Here is a 19,736-nt window from a genome sequence, read left to right as displayed (position 1 = left end):
TGCTCCGATCGGGATTCGAACCCGAGACCTATGGATTACGAATCCATCGCTCTACCAACTGAGCTATCGGAGCATTACTTATAAATATATAGGATATTTTATTTATTTTATGGATTTTAAGGAAGTTTCGGATATAATTAAAAATTCAGAAGAAAAAATACTAATAGTAGCTGATAGTGATTTGGATGGAAAGATGTCTTTAAGTTTAATGAAAATAATACTAAATAAATTAAATAAAAAATATATGGAATATTTCAGGTTGAAGGGAGAAAACAATAAAGATTTAACAAGGATATTATATGGAATAATAAATAATAACAAAGATATAAAAACAATAATATTCCTAGATACTCCAATGGATGATATTCAATTATTAAAATTTGCTGAAAAAAATAATAATATAAATTTTATATATTTAGACCACCATAAAAGAAAGGTTCCAGATAATATTCCAGAAAATATGATATATTTTGATGTAAGAGCATTATTTAATATGGAAATATGTACAACAAGTATAGTATATAAAATAGGAAAAAATATATTCAATAACGAATTCGGAAGATATTCATTAATAGCATCCATAGGTGCTATAGGCGATTTTATGTTCGAAAATGATGAAGAATTAATAAAAGATTTAATAAAAAACTATAGATCATTATATAATGGAGTTAATTTTACAATGCCATATTTTGTATATTTTTACTTATTTTTAATAGCACATCCATATGATATAGCAGAGAATATAGATAAGGCATTAAGTATAGAAGATTTTATAAAAGAAATAGACATTAAAAAATTAAAAAAAGGTGGATTAAGATATTATACAGGAATATCTGATTCTAAAAAATTATATGAATCAGAGAAGATGGTTGCATTTGAAGCTAAATCCTCTGGTGTATTATCTACCGTAGTATCCGCATTTAAGCCAAATAAATTAATAATAGTATTATCTCTAAAGGATAAAGGTCTATTTAATAGATTATTTAAAAAAGGAAAAAGAAAATATGCAGTATCAGTAAGATATCAAAATAATAAAAAGATAGATGTTGGAATATTAATGAATGAATTTTCAAAAAAATATGGTATCAGCGGTGGTGGTCATCCAAAAGCAGCGGGAGGACTGATATATGAAAATAATATAAAAGATTTATTTGATTTTTTCGAAAAAAAATTATCTATAAATGAAGAAAATTAAATTTTATTTATTTGCAATAAAAAGAGCTATAAAGAAATTTATTGATATTTATATAAAATAAAAAATTTATAATCTTCTACCCCTCTTACCACCCTTCCTCCTACAATGATCATGTGGTATTGGAGTTATATCTTCTACGACACCAACTTTTAACCCCGAAGTAATTAATGTTTTTATTGCAAATTGAGCAGAGGGCGTTGGTACCCACGGACCATTATGTCCACCAGGAGCTCTTACTCTTACATGAACACCTGTAATTCCTTTCTCCATAGCTTTCTGTGCCGCATTCTTAGCTGCTAAAATTGCTGCAGTTGGTGTACCTTCAAGCCTTTGAGCTAATACAACCATACCTCCAGAACCTATAGAAAATGTTTCAGAACCGGTGATATCTGTAATATGAACTATTGTATTATTTTTATTTGAATATATCCATGCAATACCCCACCTCTCCTTATCTGCCATAGTTCTTTTATAAATAAAACTTTTATAAAACTTATAATTTACTTAACAAAATATGTCGCCGTAGCTCAGAGGTCAGAGCGCTTGGCTCATAACCAAAGGATAAGATGAGTCTGTGAGAAACCAAGAGGTCGGGGGTTCAATTCCCCCCGGCGACATATATAAAAATTACTTTTATTTCCTATGTTCCTTTCATAAATTTCTCTCCAAATTTTAATGAAAATTTTTCATATTTTCTTTTCAACTCTTTAAGTCTCCTATCATCTGCAAAAATAGAAATATATATTTTACCATTAAATCCATAATTTATTTCTATTTCTTTTACTATATCTATAAGTTCATTAAGACTTCTTATATTTAAAATCTCATAAAAATAATATCTTCTCTGATTTTTAGATATCTTTAATAAAAAATAACCTAATCTAGCTCCTATATAATAAGAGTTTATATATCTGAAAATCTTATCTATTAATATGAAAGCTTCATTTCTATAGAATGCCCTTAAATACTCTAAGATTTTATTTAAGATCCTATCCAATGAGCTATAATCTTTTGGATTATAATCATTTTCAACCAATTCCTTTATAATTTTTGATATATCTTCATGAAGTCTTTCATAATTATGCAATTTAATATCATATATTACTATTGTATCTATTTTACTTAAGAGATAATTATATAAAATATCTTTAGTATTATTCAACTTATCATCTAAAGTAGATCTATTTATTGATCTAAAAATCTCCTTTATATTATTATAAGAAGAATTAAATCCTATAATTAGATAATTTAAGGCATTAATATATACATAATTCAATGGATTAATATTATAAGTTTGTTTTATAACCTTCTTTGATATATATGTATTATTTATGATTACCAGAGCCAGAGCAACTGCTTTTAATTCCCCTACCTTAGGGTCAAAAATATTTAATTTATTATAGTCATATGCATGTATTAGTTCATGAATAAAAGCATATAAAGAATAATAGTATTTATATTTAAAGATCATAGATTTTTTTACATTACAAAACTCATTCGGCAGAATAATATTATTTTCTTTATAACTAAAGTAAGCTTCTACAAGGAAATCTTTCTCTTTTATCTCCCTTTTATCCTTAAATAATATCCTGTCTTTATATTGATTAAAAAAATTATACAATTCGCTATAATCTTTTAGATAATTATTTACTTCTTTAAATATAGAACATTCCACAAATAAAAATTAGACTTCAAATATTAAAAATCTTTTATGTATAGGAAATGCAACATTATAAATTTCTGTATTATTTAATTTAGCTCTTATATTCGCAGCCTGATGAACATGACCATGAAAACCAATAATAATTTTATCAGAATATTCTTCTATCAAGTTTTGTATATCAGGAGAATACAAAGCCCATAAAGGACCAGGATCACCTAATACAGTATCTCTTGAGAGTCCATAATGAGAAAATACTATTATCTTTTTGTCTAATTTCTCGAATATACTTCTTAATTTACTTATATAATATTTTTTTATCTCTGATATATTACTCAATTTCCAAGTTCTATCCGGAAATCCCTCAAAACCAACTATATAGTAATCTCCCAAATCATAAAAATCATAATCCAACCATATAAAACTGTTATATTCCTTTTTATAATAGTCCTTATAATTTTTATCATCTAATAAAAAAGAAGCTTCATTATTTCCAAATGTAGAAAATATTTTTTTATTATTAAATTTTTGATTAAGCATATAATATATCTTTTTTAAATATATATGCTGCTTATTATCTATAATATCACCAGCAAGTATTATAATATCTATATTCTCATCTATCTTATTTATAGAATCATAAATTTCCTTCATATTATATGGTAAATGGAGATCACTACTAACTAATATTTTCATCTAAAGATCTATTATCTTTAAATTTTTATTTATTAATAAAATTTTATGGAGATAGAAATAGAAATATTAAGGCCTGTTAATCCAACTGGTAGGAGTTTTATTAGAAATTTTTATGGAGCAATATCAGCAAAAGATAAGGATATTATAAATAAATATAAAAAAGAATTCACAAAATTACTACAAAGATTTGGATTCAAAATAGAAGAGAGTATTGGACAAAATAAATTAATTACAGGAACTATAGTGTTGGTTATAGATGATAATACAAAAGAACCAAAAAGTATATATAGTAAAAAATTAAGAATATGGGATATAACAAAAGAATATGATAATAAAATAGAATTAAATTTATAAATAAACAAATATTTCTTTAAATTATGGTTGATCCTATAAGAGATGCAGAAGACCATGATATTGAATTAAATAAAAGAGAAATTCAGGTTTTAAAAAATATAAAAAATAATATAAAGTCTATAAAAGAGATCATAGATAACATGGAAGAGATAACTGAAGAATTAGAAAATTTTAATAAAATGGAACTAAGTAGACCATTATTAAAGGAAGATGAATATAAAATATTTATAAATATAATCGAATTACAAAAAAAACTAAATAACAATATACTGAGTATTTCACAGGATATATTGAGATATAAAATTTTACTAGACCAAGAAGTATTTTAAATGATTTTAGCAACAGATTTTGATGGAACTTTAGTAGATAGTTATACCATAATACCATCAATATATGAAAAAATAAAAGAAGAATTAGATCTTAATAATGGTTTTGTGGACGCAATGCTAATGATCGAGGAGTTAGGAGACTTTTTTGGGATATTTGAAAGAGGTAAATGGATTAGATTTATCATAAAAGATAATCCAGATTTTATAATAGAGCAATACTGGAAAATTCGAACTAAAAATCAGATAATATTACCAGATACTATAGAATTTTTAGAAAAAATAAAAAACAAAGTTGATTTGTATATGGTAACTTCAACAGATGATACAAAAGATATTAAAATAAAAAGGATAAAAGAAACAAGATTAGATAAATATTTTAAAGATATACTAATATATGGATCTGAAGAATATAAGAATATACAAGATGCTTTATTATATTTAAAAGATATAGATAGCAATTTATATTATATAGACGATAAAAATACAAACTTAAGTAAAATAAGCATAAAAATAAATCTATATAAAAAAGTATATTATCCTCCATATCCTTTGAGACTTGCATGGAGATATCCAGAAATTAATTATCCAAGAATAATAAATATGTTTGAATTAAAAAATTATATTAATATATCTATATAATGATAATTAAATTAGAAAATGTAACAAAGATATATAAGATTGGCGATTCTTATATCAAAGCATTAGATAATATTAATCTAGAAGTAGAGGAAGGAGAATTAATTTCTATTATGGGGCCATCAGGTTCTGGAAAAAGTACGCTATTATCAATAATTGGTTGTTTAGATAAACCAACTTCTGGAAAAATCAATTTATTTGGATTTGATATATTAAAATTATCTGATAAAGAGTTATCAAAAATTAGAAAAAATTATATAGGATTTATTTTCCAACAATTTTATTTATTTAATTATTTAAATGCTTTAGAAAATGTTGAATTAATAACGAAAATCGCTAATAAAAAAAATAATAAAGCTAAAGAATTATTAGAAAAGGTTGGCTTAGGAAATAGATTATATAATTTACCAAATCAATTATCAGGAGGACAGCAACAAAGAGTAGTAATAGCAAGAGCCTTAGCTAATGATCCAAAATTGATATTGGCGGATGAACCTACAGGAAATTTAGATGAAAAATCTGCAAATGATGTTATAGATATACTAAAAAAACTAAATAAAGAAGAAGGAAAAACTATTGCAATAGTAACCCATGATCCTAGAATTGCTGAACAAACAGAAAGAATCGTCGTGATAAGAAATGGAAAGATCCTATCTGATAACACTACGGTAGATGAAGCATTAGAGCTACTAAAATAGATTTATAAAGATTTTTTATTATTATAAGTCATGAAAAAGTTGCTATATATATTACTTCTGTTGTTAATGTCATATAATATATTTTCTATACAAATTAATATAACAAAAATATCTCCAAATATTGTGAATACAAACAATAACATTAATTTAGAGGTTTGTATATTGAATAATGATCAATCTACAGACAACTTAATTACATTAAATATATATTATCCATATTGTCTATATTCAAATACTTCAAGTGTATATATACCCTATTTAGAGGAAAATAATAATTATTGTACATATTTAAATGTTTATGACTCTTGTAATCCAGGAGCATATGATATTGTTATAAATGGTTCTTATGTAAATAATAATGGTGTAAGTTACACTTCTCAAATATATCCAATAATAATACAAAATTTACCATATATAACAATAAATAATATATATTATAATAATAATTACTATGGTGCTATATCAAATATAACTCTTAATATTACAAATAATGGCGGTAATATAAATAATGTATTAATAGAATCAAATTCTACTGAATGTGCACTTCAACCAACCGCATTTTATTTAAACAATTTAAATAGTTCTCAATTATTAAACTTTCAATTAATTATCCCCCCGAATTATGCAGACAATTATTGTACAATACCTATAAATATACAATATGAAGATAGTTTAGGAAATATAGGAAATTATTTTACATCAGTAAATGTACCGATAATAAACTCAAATAATAGAATAGAATTATTATATAATATCTCTTATTTAAATATTGGAAATAATATAATAAATCTAACAATATATAATCCCACAAATTCTACTATAAATGATATTGCTATAAATTTTGAAGGGTCTAACATATCTATAGAAAATAATAATATATACATTAATTCAATAAAACCTGGACAATATTTATATATACCATTAACTATAGTAGTACCAAATAATGTATATGGAACAATAAGTATACCATTTCAAATTCAATATTATTCTAATTCGATATTAAATAATTTGAGTGGGAATATTATAGAAAACATTAATACATATCCAAATATAACTATATCAGGTTCTTATAATGATGGGACAATAACATTTAATATATTTAATTATGGATATGCTCCTGCTTATAATATGTATATGGATGTTTATTGTTCAAATAATTGTATAATAACACCAGATCAAGGCTATATCGGAGAATTAGATCCTGGAAATTCAAATTCTGTAGTTTATACTATATCATCTGAAAATCCCTCTTATTTATATAATTCTACAATTATTGTAAAAGTATATTATTCGGATATATATGGAAATTATTATGTATTAAGATACAATATACCATTAAAAGATATTGGATATAATTTAAATATAAAATATACAAATAATAATGGTAGCTTCTTATTTATAATAGTATCAGTTATAATTATTATAATAGCATACTATATCTATAGAAGAAAGAAACATGAAAATAGATGATTATTTTTTATTTATATATAAATATTTATCAAAAAAGAAATTAAGGACACTATTAACTTCCATTGGTATTACTATAGGTGTAGCAACAATATTTGTATTAGTATCTTTATCCCAGGGATTACAAAATTATATTTCCAATCAATTAAGTACTTTAGGTGATAAGGTAATATTTATATATCCGGGAGTTAGTAAAGGTTTTTCATCTTCAATAAATGGATTTATATCAAATACTTTTTTAGAAAATATACAAAGATTACCGGGTGTACAGATTGCTATACCTGAATATCTTATATCCACAGAAATATATTATAATAATAATTATGGAGTAGCAACTGTATATGTAATAAACACAAAATACATAAATTATTTAAAGTATGATGGATACCAGATATATCAGGGTTCATTAATAAATAATAATGATCAATGTCAAGTAGATATAGGTTATAATATATATAAAGGTAATAATAATCCAAATGATCAGATAAATGTAGGAGATTATATAAATATATTTAATCAAAGATGTGAGGTAATTGGTATATTTCAAGAAACAGGTGGTGGATTTAATAATGAGATAATATTTCCAGAAGGTTATTATAAAAAAATATTTGGTAATATAAATTATAATTATTTAATGATAATAGTATATAATTATAATTTGGCATATATAGCTATAAATGATTATATTAATAGTTTAAAAGGACAAAGTTATGTAATAATAACTGCAAAATCATTAGAAAGTGAAATAAATAGTATAGTTGGTGGATTGACAATCTTTTCTTTAATAATTGCATCTGTATCTTTATTAATATCTGCAATAAATATTTTAAATACCATGTACACATCTGTGTTAGAGAGATATAAAGAAATTGGTTTATTAAAAGCTCTAGGCATGGATAACAACGAAGTATTATTTTTATTTTTATTAGAGTCTGGAATAATTGGATTAATCGGCGGTATATTTGGTATAATATTTGGATATATTATGTCAAATATTGCTGGATTTATATTTAAATCTATGGGTTTTACAGCATTACAACCATATATTTCTATTCAATTAATTATATTTTCTTTATTATTCCCCTTCTTTATCGGAATATTATCTGGAACAATACCCGCGATAAAAGCATCAAGAATAGATCCAATGATTGCATTGAGATATGAATAGTTTACATATAAGAACCAAATTTATAAATTATTTATAAAATTGGTTACTGATAATAACCTTTATAATAGAGATAATTAATAATATTTTAATGGAAGTATTTGAGGAGTTTATAGAATCTGGTAATGATAACTTTAATAAAAAAAGATACACTGCTGCAGTAAGAGACTACGCAACTGCAATATTCTTAATGATAGATATATACTTAAAAAGATATAATATAAGGATAAAAAATCATAATGAAAGATTTGATGTATTAAAAAGTTTAAAAGAAGATAATATAATAAAAAGACTACTAGATATATATGAGGTTATATTTGAAATATATAGAAAAACGTATTATAATAAATTATCGGATGAAGAAGCAAAACTATTAAAAGAATATTCAGATGAAGTTAGAAGATATATATAAAGAATTAAAAGAATATTTAAATAATAAAATATTCGATATAATTATATTCGGATCCATTACTAGAGGAAAAGAGAATCCAAGTGATATAGACATATTAATAATATTTAAAGAATTTGATAAAAAGATATATGAGGAATTAGTAAAAAGATATCATGTTACATCTGTAAAGTTAGATAATTTATATTCTCTTGGTCCTATATTTTTCGAAATTTTATCAGATGGATATTCTGTAAAATTAAATAAAAGATTATACAATATATTTGAATATAAAAGTAAAAAAGAATTGACAATTGAAATTAAAGCAAATAATAGTAAAAGAAAAATATTTTATTATTATTTAAATGGAAGAAAGGATAGAAATAAAAAAGGTATATTAGAAGAGTTCAATGGTAGTATAATTTCTTATAAACCATTGATAATTAGAATACCGCTAGAAAATTCAGATAAATTTATTAGATATCTAATAGATTTTTGTAAAAGATATCAAATTAATTTGCATATTGATGAAAAATCAGTATTATATGGATATAAAAAAATACATAACTATAATATAGATATTGAAGAAATCAATAAGAATGGTTCCAATAAAGAAACAAATTTATAAATTATTTATAAAATTGGTTACTGATAATAACCAAATCAGATATACCTCTTCATTTCCATTTTTCTATATCTATCATCTATAAAAAATATTTTAACAGTATCTTCTGGATATCTTATTGCTCTACCTATTACCTGTTTTATATTTATATCTTTTAATATTTCAGAAAGGTCTCTATAATCTATATTATTATCTTTTATTATTTTATTTATTAGTATTGAAGCATTTGGTGGTGGAGGATATGGTTTTCCTACAATAACGATTACTTTCAATAATGATCGATTATTTTTAACTAATTGTATACCTTCAATATATCTAGATCTTGAGTATGTAAATACTATCTTTTTATCTGTTTTCAAAATTTTATTTAATGATTTTTCACCATCATCTAAGAATATAATATCTTTTATATCTAATTTATTATATATATTTAACATAAAACTATAAGAAGGAAACATATATAATTGATATTTATCAAAATTCTCTGATATTAACTTTATATCTGATATTAGGTTCTCTATATTTCTCTTATCATTTCTTAAAGAGAATCTAGATGAGAAATTATATATAAGATCATATTCTTTTTTACCAAAATTTACATTAACCTTTATATAATCAATAATATTAGGATCAACTTTATATAATTTAGAAAAATTATCTTTAGAAAAATTACTTCCAGACATTAATATAATTGACTTATAATTATCAAATGATTTTATAATCTCTTCAAATTTTGTTATATATCCTTCTAATTTAAAAGAATTCATTATCCAAAATATATTTTTATCTGATAAATATGTATATAATTTTATAAATTTATTTATGTTCCATTTTTTCTTTGGTAATTGTAAATTATTTTTTGATATATATCTTTTATATGTCTCCCAATAAAATGATAAATTATCAAATAAATACCTATTTAAATCGAATATTTCATTTAAATCTTTTTTATCAATATATATTTCTTTAATATTGCTATTTATTCTACTTTTAATAATATTTATATCTTCCGTATTAAATTTTTTAATAAATATATTTTCAATATAACTTAAAAACTGATCTGAAAATTGAACCAAGTTATCTCTTAAATTATAATAATCTTCATCTGAAATATTTAATGATTCTTTTATCATTTCAAATTCTTTTATAAGATCTTGAAATAATAAATTTTGCTCCCCTCTTATCTTAAAACTTTTTTCTATATATCTTTTTATAGATAATGAATATGGATTTAATATAGTAGTTAATAAATTATGAGCTTCATCCATAATTAAAAAATCTGGATCTCCATCTAGAGATAGTATTTCATTTAGATATTGATTAAATATATATGGATAAGTAGATATATAAATATTTGAATCTATTTTTTTAAATGACTGATATATGCATTTGGGAAAATCTTTTTTATCTATCTTAATAGCTTCCATCTTTGTTAATTTTTTAAAATCATAATTATATCTTTTTAATAGATCATATAATATATCTGTTTCATATAAAGCTTTCTTATATATACAATCTGAACATATTATTTCTTCTCCAGATAAATTTGAGTTTATAAATAATGGACATGTCTTTTTTTTATTTGGAAATATCTTTAAATATATATTCAATTTTTCTGAATCTTCTAAAAATCTTTTTATTTCTTCTGTAGTTCTAACACCTATATGAGTAATCTTATCTTTTTTTGATAATAAATCTGCTACTATTAAAGATATTAAAGTTTTTCCAGAACCTGTTGGAGAATCAACTAATATATATCTTTTATTATCTGCAATATCTTTGATTATTTTTTCTATTACATCTATCTGATATGGTCTATTATTTAATATAGGATAATAATCTTGAAGCATTATATTTTATTAATATTTATAAAAAATATTAGTTTATGTATTATAATCAGATAGTAGTTAACAACATTATTATAAGATCTGAAAAGGATATTAAAGAGATCTTAAGGTCCTATATAAGTGAATATGGAACTATTAAATATATTAATCAAGAAGAAGAAAAGAATACAATAATTCCGATGCTAGTATATAATATAGAATTTAGTTATAAATCTTCAAAGGACATTAAGGAAACTATTGAAAAAAATAGATATCAATTATATAAGATAAATGAAGATTATGCTATTAATGAGTCTTATACAAAAGTAATAATAGAATTTTGGAACAATAGTTTACTAATCGAATATTATAATAATAGAATTTTTAGACCACATAAATACAATTTTTCCATAATAGATAAAAGTGAAGAACTGGATAGCATACTAAAAGAGATAGAGCCTATTGAATACAATTTAGGAAATATATCTATAGAACGCAAAGAAAAAGTTCAAATCAATAAAACTATAAAATACATTGATAAAATATTTAGTAATAATAAACTAGAAGAGTTATGCATTAAGGAGGTGTCTAACGATTATTTTTTATGTACATACGACATTTCTAATATATTTATAAAAATACCAGAACAAAAAAATCTATATAATAAGATATCAAAATATAGTACTCAATACAAAAACTATATAATTAAATTTTCAGTAGAAAGAGATAATAATTATTTAGTTATAAAGCCAAAATTATATTATAATGGTCTTATAGTTCTCAAAGCTAGATCTACAATAGAGGATCGTAAAGATTTTCTAAAAGAAATATTAAAAAGTATTAAAAATCTTATTTAGATATAAAATATTTGTCGGGGTGGTAGCTCAGACCGGGAGAGCGTCCGGCTGAAGACCGGGAGGTCGTGGGTTCAAGTCCCACCCACCCCAGTCGTATTTACTTCAATAATAGATTTTTCATAACCAATTTTTAATTTTATTTCGAATGTATATTAAAGTTTATATATTACTAAAACATATCTATATTATGAGATCTATATCACCTATTATAGCTACTATATTAATTATTGTTATTACTGTAGCTATTGCAGGATTAACTTATGCATTCTTATCCGGATTATTTTCTGGATTAACTTCTTCTACTAGTAATCAGGTAAGTAGACAATCACAATATATATCTTTCTCTATTACTAATTCTTATTGTTCAAATAATATATTATATATAGATATATATAATAATGGTAATGTACCTATAGTAATAAATAATAATACTGTACTAACTATTAATAATGGAAATAATAATATTGTTAGTATAAATGGTAATAATATTATATGTAATAATAACAATACTATATTACAAGGTAGTACAGATACATGTTATATAAATAATTCTTTATGTATATATAATCCTTCAAATAATAATAATCCACAAATTACCTTAGATTATCAAGGAGTGGGAAATAATAATAATCTAGGTAATGGATATCTTGTAGGATACTTTACTAACCCTTTACCTATAACAATATATAATACTCAAAATATAAGTACTCCAACACCTTTCCAACAAGATATAGCTATATGTAATGGTAATCCTAGTGTAGGTAATAATTTTGCATATGTAGATAACCCAATACTATACGGAGGTATAAATTCCAATGGACAAAATGCATATTTTACTACAACTTCTGGTAGTTCTCCGAATATATATTCATGGTATGAAGGACAAGAAAGTATAAGTAATGTTCTCTGTGATGTCTGGTGGGTAAATTTACCAAATGGAATTCCTGCAAATAGTAATATTACAATTTATATGGGAATAGGAAGTACTAGTACTAATTATTATCAACAAGATTATCCATATGTAGGTGAAGCTCCTCAACTATCTTCTACATACGGAGAGTATGATAATGGTAATGACGTATTTGATCTATACTTTAATGGAAATACGCCTACAAGTGATTTTACCTTGGGACCAGGAAACTCATTAAGCTCTAATGTATCTATCTTATATAATGGTGAAAATATATCAACTCTAGAATTAGTAACTCAGGCACTTGATAGTGCAATGACATATTATAAAGGAATACCTCCGGGGGGATATGTTGCTGAATCATTTATAGAAACTGTTAATCCTCCAGACAACACTATGTCTTGGGCAGGACTTGTAAATACATCAATAGCATCTAGTTTAGAGTATGGTATGGGGGTAGGAACTGATGCTGATGATGCAGGACCATGTTCGGGTCCACCAAACCCCGGCATAATATTCTGGAATGGTAGCGGATATATGTGCGGTTATAGTTCTAATGTTAGCATAGAGAACGGATCATATATTGCAGAATTCGTGTATCCTGGTTTATCTTCATCTACAGTTTATGGATATTTATATAATGCGACTAACAACCAAAATATAATGTCTTTATCTGTGAACGTAAATACTTTGAGTGGTAGTAGCGAGTTTTATTTTGGTTTACCTACTGGTGATCTAGGAGCAACAGGTCAAACTATCTATTTCAATTATGCTTTAGTTATGGCATATCCACCAAATGGAGTTATGCCTTCTATTTCTATTTCTTAAATTTCTTGTATAATTTTTAGGTGATTTTTTTCTAAATATAATTTTTAAAGTTTAGAAAATCTTTTTTATTTAATAGATAAATATTAAAAACTTTCTAGTATCCTTCTTAAATAAACAATATTTTAATATCAATTAGAAAAATTATTAAATAAAAAACATTGAAAAATTATATTATCCTTCATAATAACTTTCTTTTATTTTTTCAAGAAATCTTATCTTTTATTTTTTAAAGATCTTTCATATATAATATATTAATTTTTATTATCCTTTTTAATTTTATAATATATCATCGCACTAGACATTAAAAATACATATGATATCAAAAAAGGTATTACTATAGATAAAGATAATAAATATCCTCCAATTGATTGAAATATAAATGAACCTAAAATTCTTGTAGATTGATTTGCTCCAAATACTTCTGTTACTTTATTGTTTATATTTTCTGATATAATTTCTTGCTGTGATGGTATTGAAGCTACCCTAAATAGTGTATATAATACGAAAAATAGTATGGATAATAAATGAAAGAAAAATATAGAAATTAAAAATAATAATAAAAAGCTAGAAGAAACAATTCTAAAGAATACTATTTTATTAAATATATTCCATTTTAAATATTTCTCAATAATATATAATGATATAATAGATAATAAGCCAGTTATTGTATATATATTACTTATTTGAGCTTTATTAAATAATAAGTAATGATTGAATAATATTGGAATAAAATTTAATATAATTCCTGCAGAGGCACCATTAAAAAATCCTGATATTATTATTAATTTACTTATTTCTCTATTATTCGCTTTTTGTATTTTTATATCATTAGGTCTATCTAATTTTAATAATATAAAAGAAGAAATAGTTAATATTATTATTCCTAATAATAATACAATTTTATAATTCATGTATAACAACAGAGCACCTAAAGAACCTGCAATACCAGAAATTATAATAAATTTTGTATATATAATTTCTCTATTATCTCTAATATAACTAGTTATTAAAGAATTTATTATTGGAGTAACAACTGCACCTATTCCACCACCAGATAATGTTCCTACAGTTCCAAAACCTCCTAGAATAAAAGAAATAGCAATTAAATATATATTATTCGACAATAATAATATAATTAATGATATAGGAAATAATAATGATATATAAAATAATATAATTTTTTTATTATATTTATCAGCTAGATATCCTACAAATAAAGATAATATTGATTGCGATAACGCGCCTATACCAAATAAAATTCCTATATTTATTAAAGATAATCTTAATATATTATATAAATACAAAGATAAAAATATTGATATATAGCCTGCAATAAAACTTCTAAATATTCTAAAGAATAATAATATATTTATATTTTTCATAATTCTAATTTTAATTGTTTTTTATATAATTCTTCTACCCTTTGTATAGTATCTATGTCTTTTTCACTCTTATCAAATCTTATTTTATTTATTCTCGCAAATCTCAATGCGTATCCTGATTTATATTTCTGACTTCTCTGTATTTCATCATATATTGTTTCTACTACAATCTTTGGTTTAAAATATAATATTCTTCCATTTTCTTTAATTTTATATTTTAATAACTCTTTTGTCAATTGTTCATATTCTTTATCAGATAGTCCTTTAAAAGTCTTTGTAATCATTAAAAATTTCCCTGTGGTATCATCTCTTGCTGCTAAATACAAATCTGAGATAAAATTTTTTCTCCTACCATGCCCCCACTCTCCTCCGATAATTACTAAATCCAATGGTTCTAGATGACCTTTTATTTTTAACCATGATCTATCTCTTTTTCCAGGTAAATATAGTGAATTTAATTTCTTAGCAATTAATCCTTCATTCTTAATATTTATAGATTTTATAAAAAATTCTTTTGCTTCCTCTTCATTTTTTGTATAAATATAAGGAACTATATCTAAATTATTTTTTACAGATTCTAATATTTTTCTTCTAGTTAAAAAATCTTTATTTATTAATAATTCTCCATCCAAATATATAATATCAAATAAAAATAACCTTACAGGTATATCTTTTATTATTTGATCAATATTATATTCTCTTTTAATTCTTTTAGATATTTCTTGAAATGGTAGAGAGATATTATTTTTAAAATCCCATGCAACGATCTCTCCTTCAAGCACAATGCTATCATTTTTTATATTTTCTAATATTAATTTTACAATATCTGGAAAAGAATTTGTTACATCCTTCAATCTTCTAGTAAATATTTTAATTTTATCTTTTTCTTTATGTATTTGCGCTCTTATTCCATCAAATTTAAATTCAAAAATATAGTTCTGATTATCTATAGCTTCTTTAAAATTTTCCGCCTTCTCTGCAAGCATTGGTTTATAAGGATGAAACAATCTTAAACTAATATTATTTATATCTTTATTTTTATATAAATATTCTGCTAATGTACCTAAATCTCCTATTAATGCATGGAAATGCTTTATTTTATCATCAGAAATATTATATAAATAAGATAATACATCTTCAATAGTTCCATCTAATACTCCATATCTCATATCTCCTTGTAAAATTCTTGTTAATAATTTTGCCTCTAAAGGATCTAAATTCTTATATATTCCTTCTAAATATAAGATCTTTTTGTGTCTAGACTCTTCGCCATTTAATGATTCTATTTTCTTTAATTCGTTATATATATCTATAATTTTATATTTTCTTTTAAACCAATTATTTTTATTTATATTATATCTTTCAAATATTATTTTAACTGCTTCAGCTAGATCTCCAGATTCTTTATATAAAAAAGATAAATCTTTAAGGTCTATATTCAAATTTTTTAATACTTTTATAATTGTTCCAACAGATACATTCAGATTATTATCAACCCATTCTTCATTTATATTACCCAAAATCAACCATATCGTTATCTTTATTTCATTTACTTCTAATTCTCTTATAAATCTTGATAATATATCTATCTTTAAATTTTTTTCACTAATTTTTTCTATTTTTTCCATTAATTGGGCTAAATCTAAAAAATACTTCATTTATCTTTTTTCTTCTTCTTAAATTTTTTAAATAATATAAGTCCTAATATTACAATTATTGGTAATATAATTATTTTTATTATATTAATATAAAAGGTAGGATTATAATATATAGGTTCTAAAATATTTACATTTATATTCTCTTCTTCTTCAAATGGATAATATGCTTCTGTTTGATTCCATAAAAATATTATTGGTATAGAATAACTCCCGTAATTTGCACCAGAACTAATTTTTACTATGAAAGTTAAATTTGTACTTTGATTTGGATATAAATTACCTATATCTAATTCTGAAGCTGTTAATGCTTCTAATGGATCTGAAGAACTTACATAAGGCTTTATAACATTATTAGACCCTAAATAAGCTACTAAATTCTTAGCTTCAGCACTACCTATATTTTTTATTTCTAATATTATAGGGACTTCGGAGCTTCCTGGATTTAAATTATTATAATATACATCTTCTATAGATATATTTGCTTCCGGTAATATATTTAGATAATAAGTATAATTATATTCTAAATCATTATAATATATTTCATACGTTACTGGATATATACCATATTTTGTATCTTTAGGAATATAAAATAAAGAGGATATATTATAAAATTGTCCAGGTTCTAATATACCAAAATTATAATAATCAGAGGTTAATAAATTAAAAGGAGAATCTATATATAGATAAATATTGCCAGCAGGTTGATTACCATAATTAAATAATATAGAATTTAGTAATACATTATCACCAGGATATATAACTGGAGGATCTGTAAAACTATTTATTCCAATATTTGTATATCCTATATTAATAGTTGTGTATAATGTTTGAACATCTCCATCAAAATAAGATATATTTAATGGTATATTATATGATCCAGAAGATACATTATTTATATTTACATAAGTAGTAAGATAATAGGGAGTTCCGATTGGTAATATACCAATATAATAACTATTCTGATAAAAATCTAATATACTATTATTAGTAAAATATATTGTTACATTATTCAATGCTATATTACCATCATTTATAATTACAAAAGTTATTGGTACATCTTCTTGATCGCTATATGGTGATATTATATTATTTTGAGTACCAAAAAAAGAATTTATGGAAAAATTAGTATATCCTATTAATGGTATAGAAGCATTTAATATTTCTAAATTTTCTAAACCATAAAAATTTTCATAAGCACCAATTTGGGACTCATATATACCTGGATTTATATTTGGTGCAATATAATAAAAAAATGTTAGATCTATTGTTCCATTAGTAGGTATCTCATTTATAGTAATATTTTGAGTATTATTATAATAATTAGAACTATAAAATGGATAACGATTTATTTGATAAAATGTAACATTAAATAATACAGGTCCAATATTTTGTACTACATATGTAATTGGAACTAAATTCTGTCCACCCTCTATTATACCCACATTTTGAGGATAGATTAATAGATCAATTAACCCATTAGATATAGAATATATAGGAAATAATAAGAATATGAATGATAATAGATAATATAATCTATTCATAAGACATCTTTATTAAAGATATATTTATCATTATATTTAGTCGACGTGAAATAGTAATAACATAATATTTAACAAATTTTTTATAAAGATTTAAATATGAATTATAATGAAAAAATTCTATTATTATTAGCTTCTATGTTATTAATTATAAATTATGTAGAAACAATGGTTGTACCTGCTTTATATACTATTCAAAAAGATTTTGGAGTTAGTTCTAATTTGGCTGGTTGGGTAACTACCTCCTATATGATAGTAGGTGCTGCTGCATCTCCAATAATGGGTAAACTAGCAGATGTCTATGGAAAGAAAAAATTATATCTATTAGCAATATTATTTTATAATATAGCAGTATCATTAGCAGGTTTTTCACCAAATATATATTTTTTAATATTTGCTAGAGCAATACAGGGATTAGGTTTTGCAGTCTTTCCAATTGCTATATCTATAATTGCAGATTTATATTCTAAAGAAAGATTAGCATATGCACAAGGTATATTAAGTGCTACACTTGGTATCGGTCCTGCATTAGGATTATTATTAGGTTCTTATATTGTAGAATATTTGGGATGGCAAGCTGCTTTCCATACTGCTGCAATATTATCTGCTATATTATTAATACTATCATTTAAATATTTACCAATAACAGGAAAAAAAGTAAGAGAATCTATAGATTATTTCGGATCCATAATATTATCAATCTCTGTAGGATTATTTTTGGTATATTTAACTTTAGGATCTCAATATGGATGGTTTAATTTATCAATAATATACTTATTTACTAGTATATTGTTAATAATTTTATTTATATTATATGAAAAAAGAATTAAAGAGCCTTTATTAAAATTAGAATATTTTAAAATAAAAAATTTTGCCGCTGCAAATATAATTGGAATTTTTTCTGGAATAGCGATGTTTTCTTTATTCATATTTTTTACATATTATTCTCAGATACCAAAACCAGAAGGATTAGGGCTATCTATAATAGAATCTGGAAATATAATGTCTCCCATATCATTAGGAATGTTATTCTTTGGACCGATAATTGGAAAAATATTACCTAAGAGAGGACCCAAACCAGTAATATTTTTAGGCATACTATTATCAATCATATCTTTCATATTATTAATAATAAATAGAGGTACAATTATAGATTTATTATTCGATGGTATTTTTATGTCTGTAGGTCTTTCTTCATTATTAATACCAATTGTAAATATGGTATCTATATCATTACCGGCAGAATATAGAACAACCGGCTTAGGATTAAATACTTTATTGAGATCTTTAGGAAGCGCAATTGGTCCTATATTATCTACAACATTGATGCAAACATATCAGGTACCATTAATAGATTATCTAAATAATCAATATTTAGTTTTAGGTTTTTTACCTTCATCTACAGCATTTAATTATATTGGTATATTTGGGATTATATTCATGATAATATCTGCAATATTTGCGCTATTTATTGAAAATTATAAAATATCAGAAAAACAAATAAATATGAGTCACTAAAAAAAG

The 19,736-nt window shown here is 23.3% G+C and carries 19 protein-coding genes and 3 tRNA genes; 14 read left to right on the top strand and 8 right to left on the bottom strand.

The features are described from left to right. Positions 1 to 73: transfer RNA gene (locus MJ2HA_RS01590), tRNA-Thr, on the bottom strand. Between the two features lie 36 nt (positions 74 to 109). Between MJ2HA_RS01590 and MJ2HA_RS01585 the strand changes: the two genes are divergently transcribed. Next, on the top strand, positions 110 to 1,195 hold the full coding sequence (locus tag MJ2HA_RS01585) for a DHHA1 domain-containing protein (protein WP_258393514.1): 1,086 nt from the start codon (positions 110 to 112) through the stop codon (positions 1,193 to 1,195). 66 nt (positions 1,196 to 1,261) lie between these two features. On the opposite strand, the gene rpsK is transcribed toward MJ2HA_RS01585, so the two are convergent. Then, the gene (gene rpsK, locus MJ2HA_RS01580; protein WP_258393513.1) at positions 1,262 to 1,657 is read right to left on the bottom strand and encodes a 30S ribosomal protein S11; all 396 of its coding nucleotides are present in this window, start codon (positions 1,655 to 1,657) and stop codon (positions 1,262 to 1,264) included. Between the two features lie 54 nt (positions 1,658 to 1,711). On the opposite strand from rpsK, the gene MJ2HA_RS01575 reads away from it, so the two are divergent. After that, a tRNA-Met gene (locus tag MJ2HA_RS01575) sits at positions 1,712 to 1,812 on the top strand. Between the two features lie 23 nt (positions 1,813 to 1,835). On the opposite strand, the gene MJ2HA_RS01570 is transcribed toward MJ2HA_RS01575, so the two are convergent. Together MJ2HA_RS01570 and MJ2HA_RS01565 are read right to left on the bottom strand one after the other, a co-directional pair. Next, positions 1,836 to 2,870, bottom strand: a complete 1,035-nt coding sequence (locus MJ2HA_RS01570; protein ID WP_258393512.1) for a hypothetical protein — start codon at positions 2,868 to 2,870, stop codon at positions 1,836 to 1,838. Positions 2,871 to 2,879: 9 nt separating this feature from the next. Continuing rightward, positions 2,880 to 3,551: a metallophosphoesterase family protein gene (locus MJ2HA_RS01565; protein ID WP_258393511.1), complete on the bottom strand. Its 672-nt coding sequence runs from the start codon at positions 3,549 to 3,551 to the stop codon at positions 2,880 to 2,882. 45 nt (positions 3,552 to 3,596) lie between these two features. Here MJ2HA_RS01565 and MJ2HA_RS01560 point away from each other — a divergent pair, with 45 nt between their 5' ends. The 8 genes from MJ2HA_RS01560 to MJ2HA_RS01525 all read left to right on the top strand — a co-directional run bounded on the left by MJ2HA_RS01560 (position 3,597) and on the right by MJ2HA_RS01525 (position 9,216). Continuing rightward, a complete protein-coding gene (locus MJ2HA_RS01560; protein WP_258393510.1) occupies positions 3,597 to 3,905 on the top strand; it encodes a hypothetical protein in 309 nt (102 codons plus the stop codon). Positions 3,906 to 3,928: 23 nt separating this feature from the next. Continuing rightward, entirely contained in the window at positions 3,929 to 4,234 is a 306-nt protein-coding gene (locus MJ2HA_RS01555; RefSeq protein ID WP_258393509.1) for a hypothetical protein, read from the top strand. Beyond that, on the top strand, positions 4,235 to 4,873 hold the full coding sequence (locus tag MJ2HA_RS01550; protein WP_258393508.1) for an HAD hydrolase-like protein: 639 nt from the start codon (positions 4,235 to 4,237) through the stop codon (positions 4,871 to 4,873). After that, positions 4,873 to 5,568: an ABC transporter ATP-binding protein gene (locus MJ2HA_RS01545; RefSeq protein ID WP_259369959.1), complete on the top strand. Its 696-nt coding sequence runs from the start codon at positions 4,873 to 4,875 to the stop codon at positions 5,566 to 5,568. The genes MJ2HA_RS01550 and MJ2HA_RS01545 overlap by 1 nt, the downstream gene beginning before the upstream one ends. 30 nt (positions 5,569 to 5,598) lie before the next feature. After that, entirely contained in the window at positions 5,599 to 7,038 is a 1,440-nt protein-coding gene (locus MJ2HA_RS01540) for a COG1361 family protein (protein ID WP_258393507.1), read from the top strand. Beyond that, the gene (locus MJ2HA_RS01535) at positions 7,025 to 8,203 is read left to right on the top strand and encodes an ABC transporter permease (protein WP_258393506.1); all 1,179 of its coding nucleotides are present in this window, start codon (positions 7,025 to 7,027) and stop codon (positions 8,201 to 8,203) included. Before MJ2HA_RS01540 ends, MJ2HA_RS01535 begins: the two co-directional genes overlap by 14 nt. A gap of 88 nt (positions 8,204 to 8,291) precedes the next feature. After that, on the top strand, positions 8,292 to 8,612 hold the full coding sequence (locus tag MJ2HA_RS01530) for a hypothetical protein (protein WP_258393505.1): 321 nt from the start codon (positions 8,292 to 8,294) through the stop codon (positions 8,610 to 8,612). Further along, positions 8,590 to 9,216 (top strand): nucleotidyltransferase domain-containing protein, encoded by a 627-nt coding sequence (locus MJ2HA_RS01525; RefSeq protein ID WP_258393504.1) that lies wholly within the window; start codon positions 8,590 to 8,592, stop codon positions 9,214 to 9,216. The genes MJ2HA_RS01530 and MJ2HA_RS01525 overlap by 23 nt, the downstream gene beginning before the upstream one ends. Before the next feature lie 35 nt (positions 9,217 to 9,251). Here MJ2HA_RS01525 and MJ2HA_RS01520 read toward each other — a convergent pair whose 3' ends face one another. Beyond that, positions 9,252 to 11,063: a DEAD/DEAH box helicase family protein gene (locus MJ2HA_RS01520; protein WP_258393503.1), complete on the bottom strand. Its 1,812-nt coding sequence runs from the start codon at positions 11,061 to 11,063 to the stop codon at positions 9,252 to 9,254. A 35-nt stretch (positions 11,064 to 11,098) separates the two neighbouring features. Here MJ2HA_RS01520 and MJ2HA_RS01515 point away from each other — a divergent pair, with 35 nt between their 5' ends. From MJ2HA_RS01515 to MJ2HA_RS01505, 3 genes are all read left to right on the top strand, one after another. Continuing rightward, positions 11,099 to 11,896, top strand: a complete 798-nt coding sequence (locus tag MJ2HA_RS01515; protein WP_258393502.1) for a hypothetical protein — start codon at positions 11,099 to 11,101, stop codon at positions 11,894 to 11,896. Between the two features lie 16 nt (positions 11,897 to 11,912). Beyond that, a tRNA-Phe gene (locus MJ2HA_RS01510) sits at positions 11,913 to 11,986 on the top strand. Positions 11,987 to 12,083: 97 nt separating this feature from the next. Further along, positions 12,084 to 13,634 (top strand): archaellin/type IV pilin N-terminal domain-containing protein, encoded by a 1,551-nt coding sequence (locus tag MJ2HA_RS01505; RefSeq protein ID WP_258393501.1) that lies wholly within the window; start codon positions 12,084 to 12,086, stop codon positions 13,632 to 13,634. 251 nt (positions 13,635 to 13,885) lie between these two features. Here MJ2HA_RS01505 and MJ2HA_RS01500 read toward each other — a convergent pair whose 3' ends face one another. Genes MJ2HA_RS01500 through MJ2HA_RS01490 form a run of 3 tightly spaced genes read right to left on the bottom strand, consistent with a single transcriptional unit; the run spans position 13,886 to position 18,215 of the window. Continuing rightward, positions 13,886 to 15,016: an MFS transporter gene (locus MJ2HA_RS01500; RefSeq protein WP_258393500.1), complete on the bottom strand. Its 1,131-nt coding sequence runs from the start codon at positions 15,014 to 15,016 to the stop codon at positions 13,886 to 13,888. Further along, complete coding sequence (locus MJ2HA_RS01495; RefSeq protein ID WP_258393499.1) at positions 15,013 to 16,674, bottom strand: ATP-dependent DNA ligase; 1,662 nt, start codon at positions 16,672 to 16,674, stop codon at positions 15,013 to 15,015. The genes MJ2HA_RS01500 and MJ2HA_RS01495 overlap by 4 nt, the downstream gene beginning before the upstream one ends. Continuing rightward, positions 16,671 to 18,215, bottom strand: coding sequence for a COG1361 S-layer family protein (locus MJ2HA_RS01490; RefSeq protein WP_258393498.1), 1,545 nt, complete (start codon positions 18,213 to 18,215; stop codon positions 16,671 to 16,673). The genes MJ2HA_RS01495 and MJ2HA_RS01490 overlap by 4 nt, the downstream gene beginning before the upstream one ends. Before the next feature lie 96 nt (positions 18,216 to 18,311). Here MJ2HA_RS01490 and MJ2HA_RS01485 point away from each other — a divergent pair, with 96 nt between their 5' ends. Then, positions 18,312 to 19,730 carry an MFS transporter gene (locus MJ2HA_RS01485; RefSeq protein WP_258393497.1) on the top strand — a complete coding sequence of 473 codons (1,419 nt, stop codon included), beginning with the start codon at positions 18,312 to 18,314 and terminating at the stop codon, positions 19,728 to 19,730. Positions 19,731 to 19,736 lie beyond the last annotated feature (6 nt).

Source organism: Nanobdella aerobiophila (assembly GCF_023169545.1).
In the GTDB taxonomy this organism is placed as follows: domain Archaea; phylum Nanobdellota; class Nanobdellia; order Nanobdellales; family Nanobdellaceae; genus Nanobdella; species Nanobdella aerobiophila.
Note: the sequence above shows the minus strand (reverse complement) of the source record. Positions and strands in the feature narration are given on the sequence as shown.

Excerpts from the sequence above, each read along its gene's own strand:
- MJ2HA_RS01585 (WP_258393514.1), top strand. The coding sequence starts at position 110 with ATGGATTTTAAGGAAGTTTCGGATATAATTAAAAATTCAGAAGAAAAA.
- rpsK (WP_258393513.1), bottom strand. The coding sequence starts at position 1,657 with ATGGCAGATAAGGAGAGGTGGGGTATTGCATGGATATATTCAAATAAA.
- MJ2HA_RS01565 (WP_258393511.1), bottom strand. The coding sequence starts at position 3,551 with ATGAAAATATTAGTTAGTAGTGATCTCCATTTACCATATAATATGAAG.
- MJ2HA_RS01560 (WP_258393510.1), top strand. The coding sequence starts at position 3,597 with ATGGAGATAGAAATAGAAATATTAAGGCCTGTTAATCCAACTGGTAGG.
- MJ2HA_RS01555 (WP_258393509.1), top strand. The coding sequence starts at position 3,929 with ATGGTTGATCCTATAAGAGATGCAGAAGACCATGATATTGAATTAAAT.
- MJ2HA_RS01550 (WP_258393508.1), top strand. The coding sequence starts at position 4,235 with ATGATTTTAGCAACAGATTTTGATGGAACTTTAGTAGATAGTTATACC.
- MJ2HA_RS01545 (WP_259369959.1), top strand. The coding sequence starts at position 4,873 with ATGATAATTAAATTAGAAAATGTAACAAAGATATATAAGATTGGCGAT.
- MJ2HA_RS01540 (WP_258393507.1), top strand. The coding sequence starts at position 5,599 with ATGAAAAAGTTGCTATATATATTACTTCTGTTGTTAATGTCATATAAT.
- MJ2HA_RS01535 (WP_258393506.1), top strand. The coding sequence starts at position 7,025 with ATGAAAATAGATGATTATTTTTTATTTATATATAAATATTTATCAAAA.
- MJ2HA_RS01530 (WP_258393505.1), top strand. The coding sequence starts at position 8,292 with ATGGAAGTATTTGAGGAGTTTATAGAATCTGGTAATGATAACTTTAAT.
- MJ2HA_RS01525 (WP_258393504.1), top strand. The coding sequence starts at position 8,590 with ATGAAGTTAGAAGATATATATAAAGAATTAAAAGAATATTTAAATAAT.
- MJ2HA_RS01520 (WP_258393503.1), bottom strand. The coding sequence starts at position 11,063 with ATGCTTCAAGATTATTATCCTATATTAAATAATAGACCATATCAGATA.
- MJ2HA_RS01515 (WP_258393502.1), top strand. The coding sequence starts at position 11,099 with ATGTATTATAATCAGATAGTAGTTAACAACATTATTATAAGATCTGAA.
- MJ2HA_RS01505 (WP_258393501.1), top strand. The coding sequence starts at position 12,084 with ATGAGATCTATATCACCTATTATAGCTACTATATTAATTATTGTTATT.
- MJ2HA_RS01500 (WP_258393500.1), bottom strand. The coding sequence starts at position 15,016 with ATGAAAAATATAAATATATTATTATTCTTTAGAATATTTAGAAGTTTT.
- MJ2HA_RS01495 (WP_258393499.1), bottom strand. The coding sequence starts at position 16,674 with ATGAAGTATTTTTTAGATTTAGCCCAATTAATGGAAAAAATAGAAAAA.
- MJ2HA_RS01490 (WP_258393498.1), bottom strand. The coding sequence starts at position 18,215 with ATGAATAGATTATATTATCTATTATCATTCATATTCTTATTATTTCCT.
- MJ2HA_RS01485 (WP_258393497.1), top strand. The coding sequence starts at position 18,312 with ATGAATTATAATGAAAAAATTCTATTATTATTAGCTTCTATGTTATTA.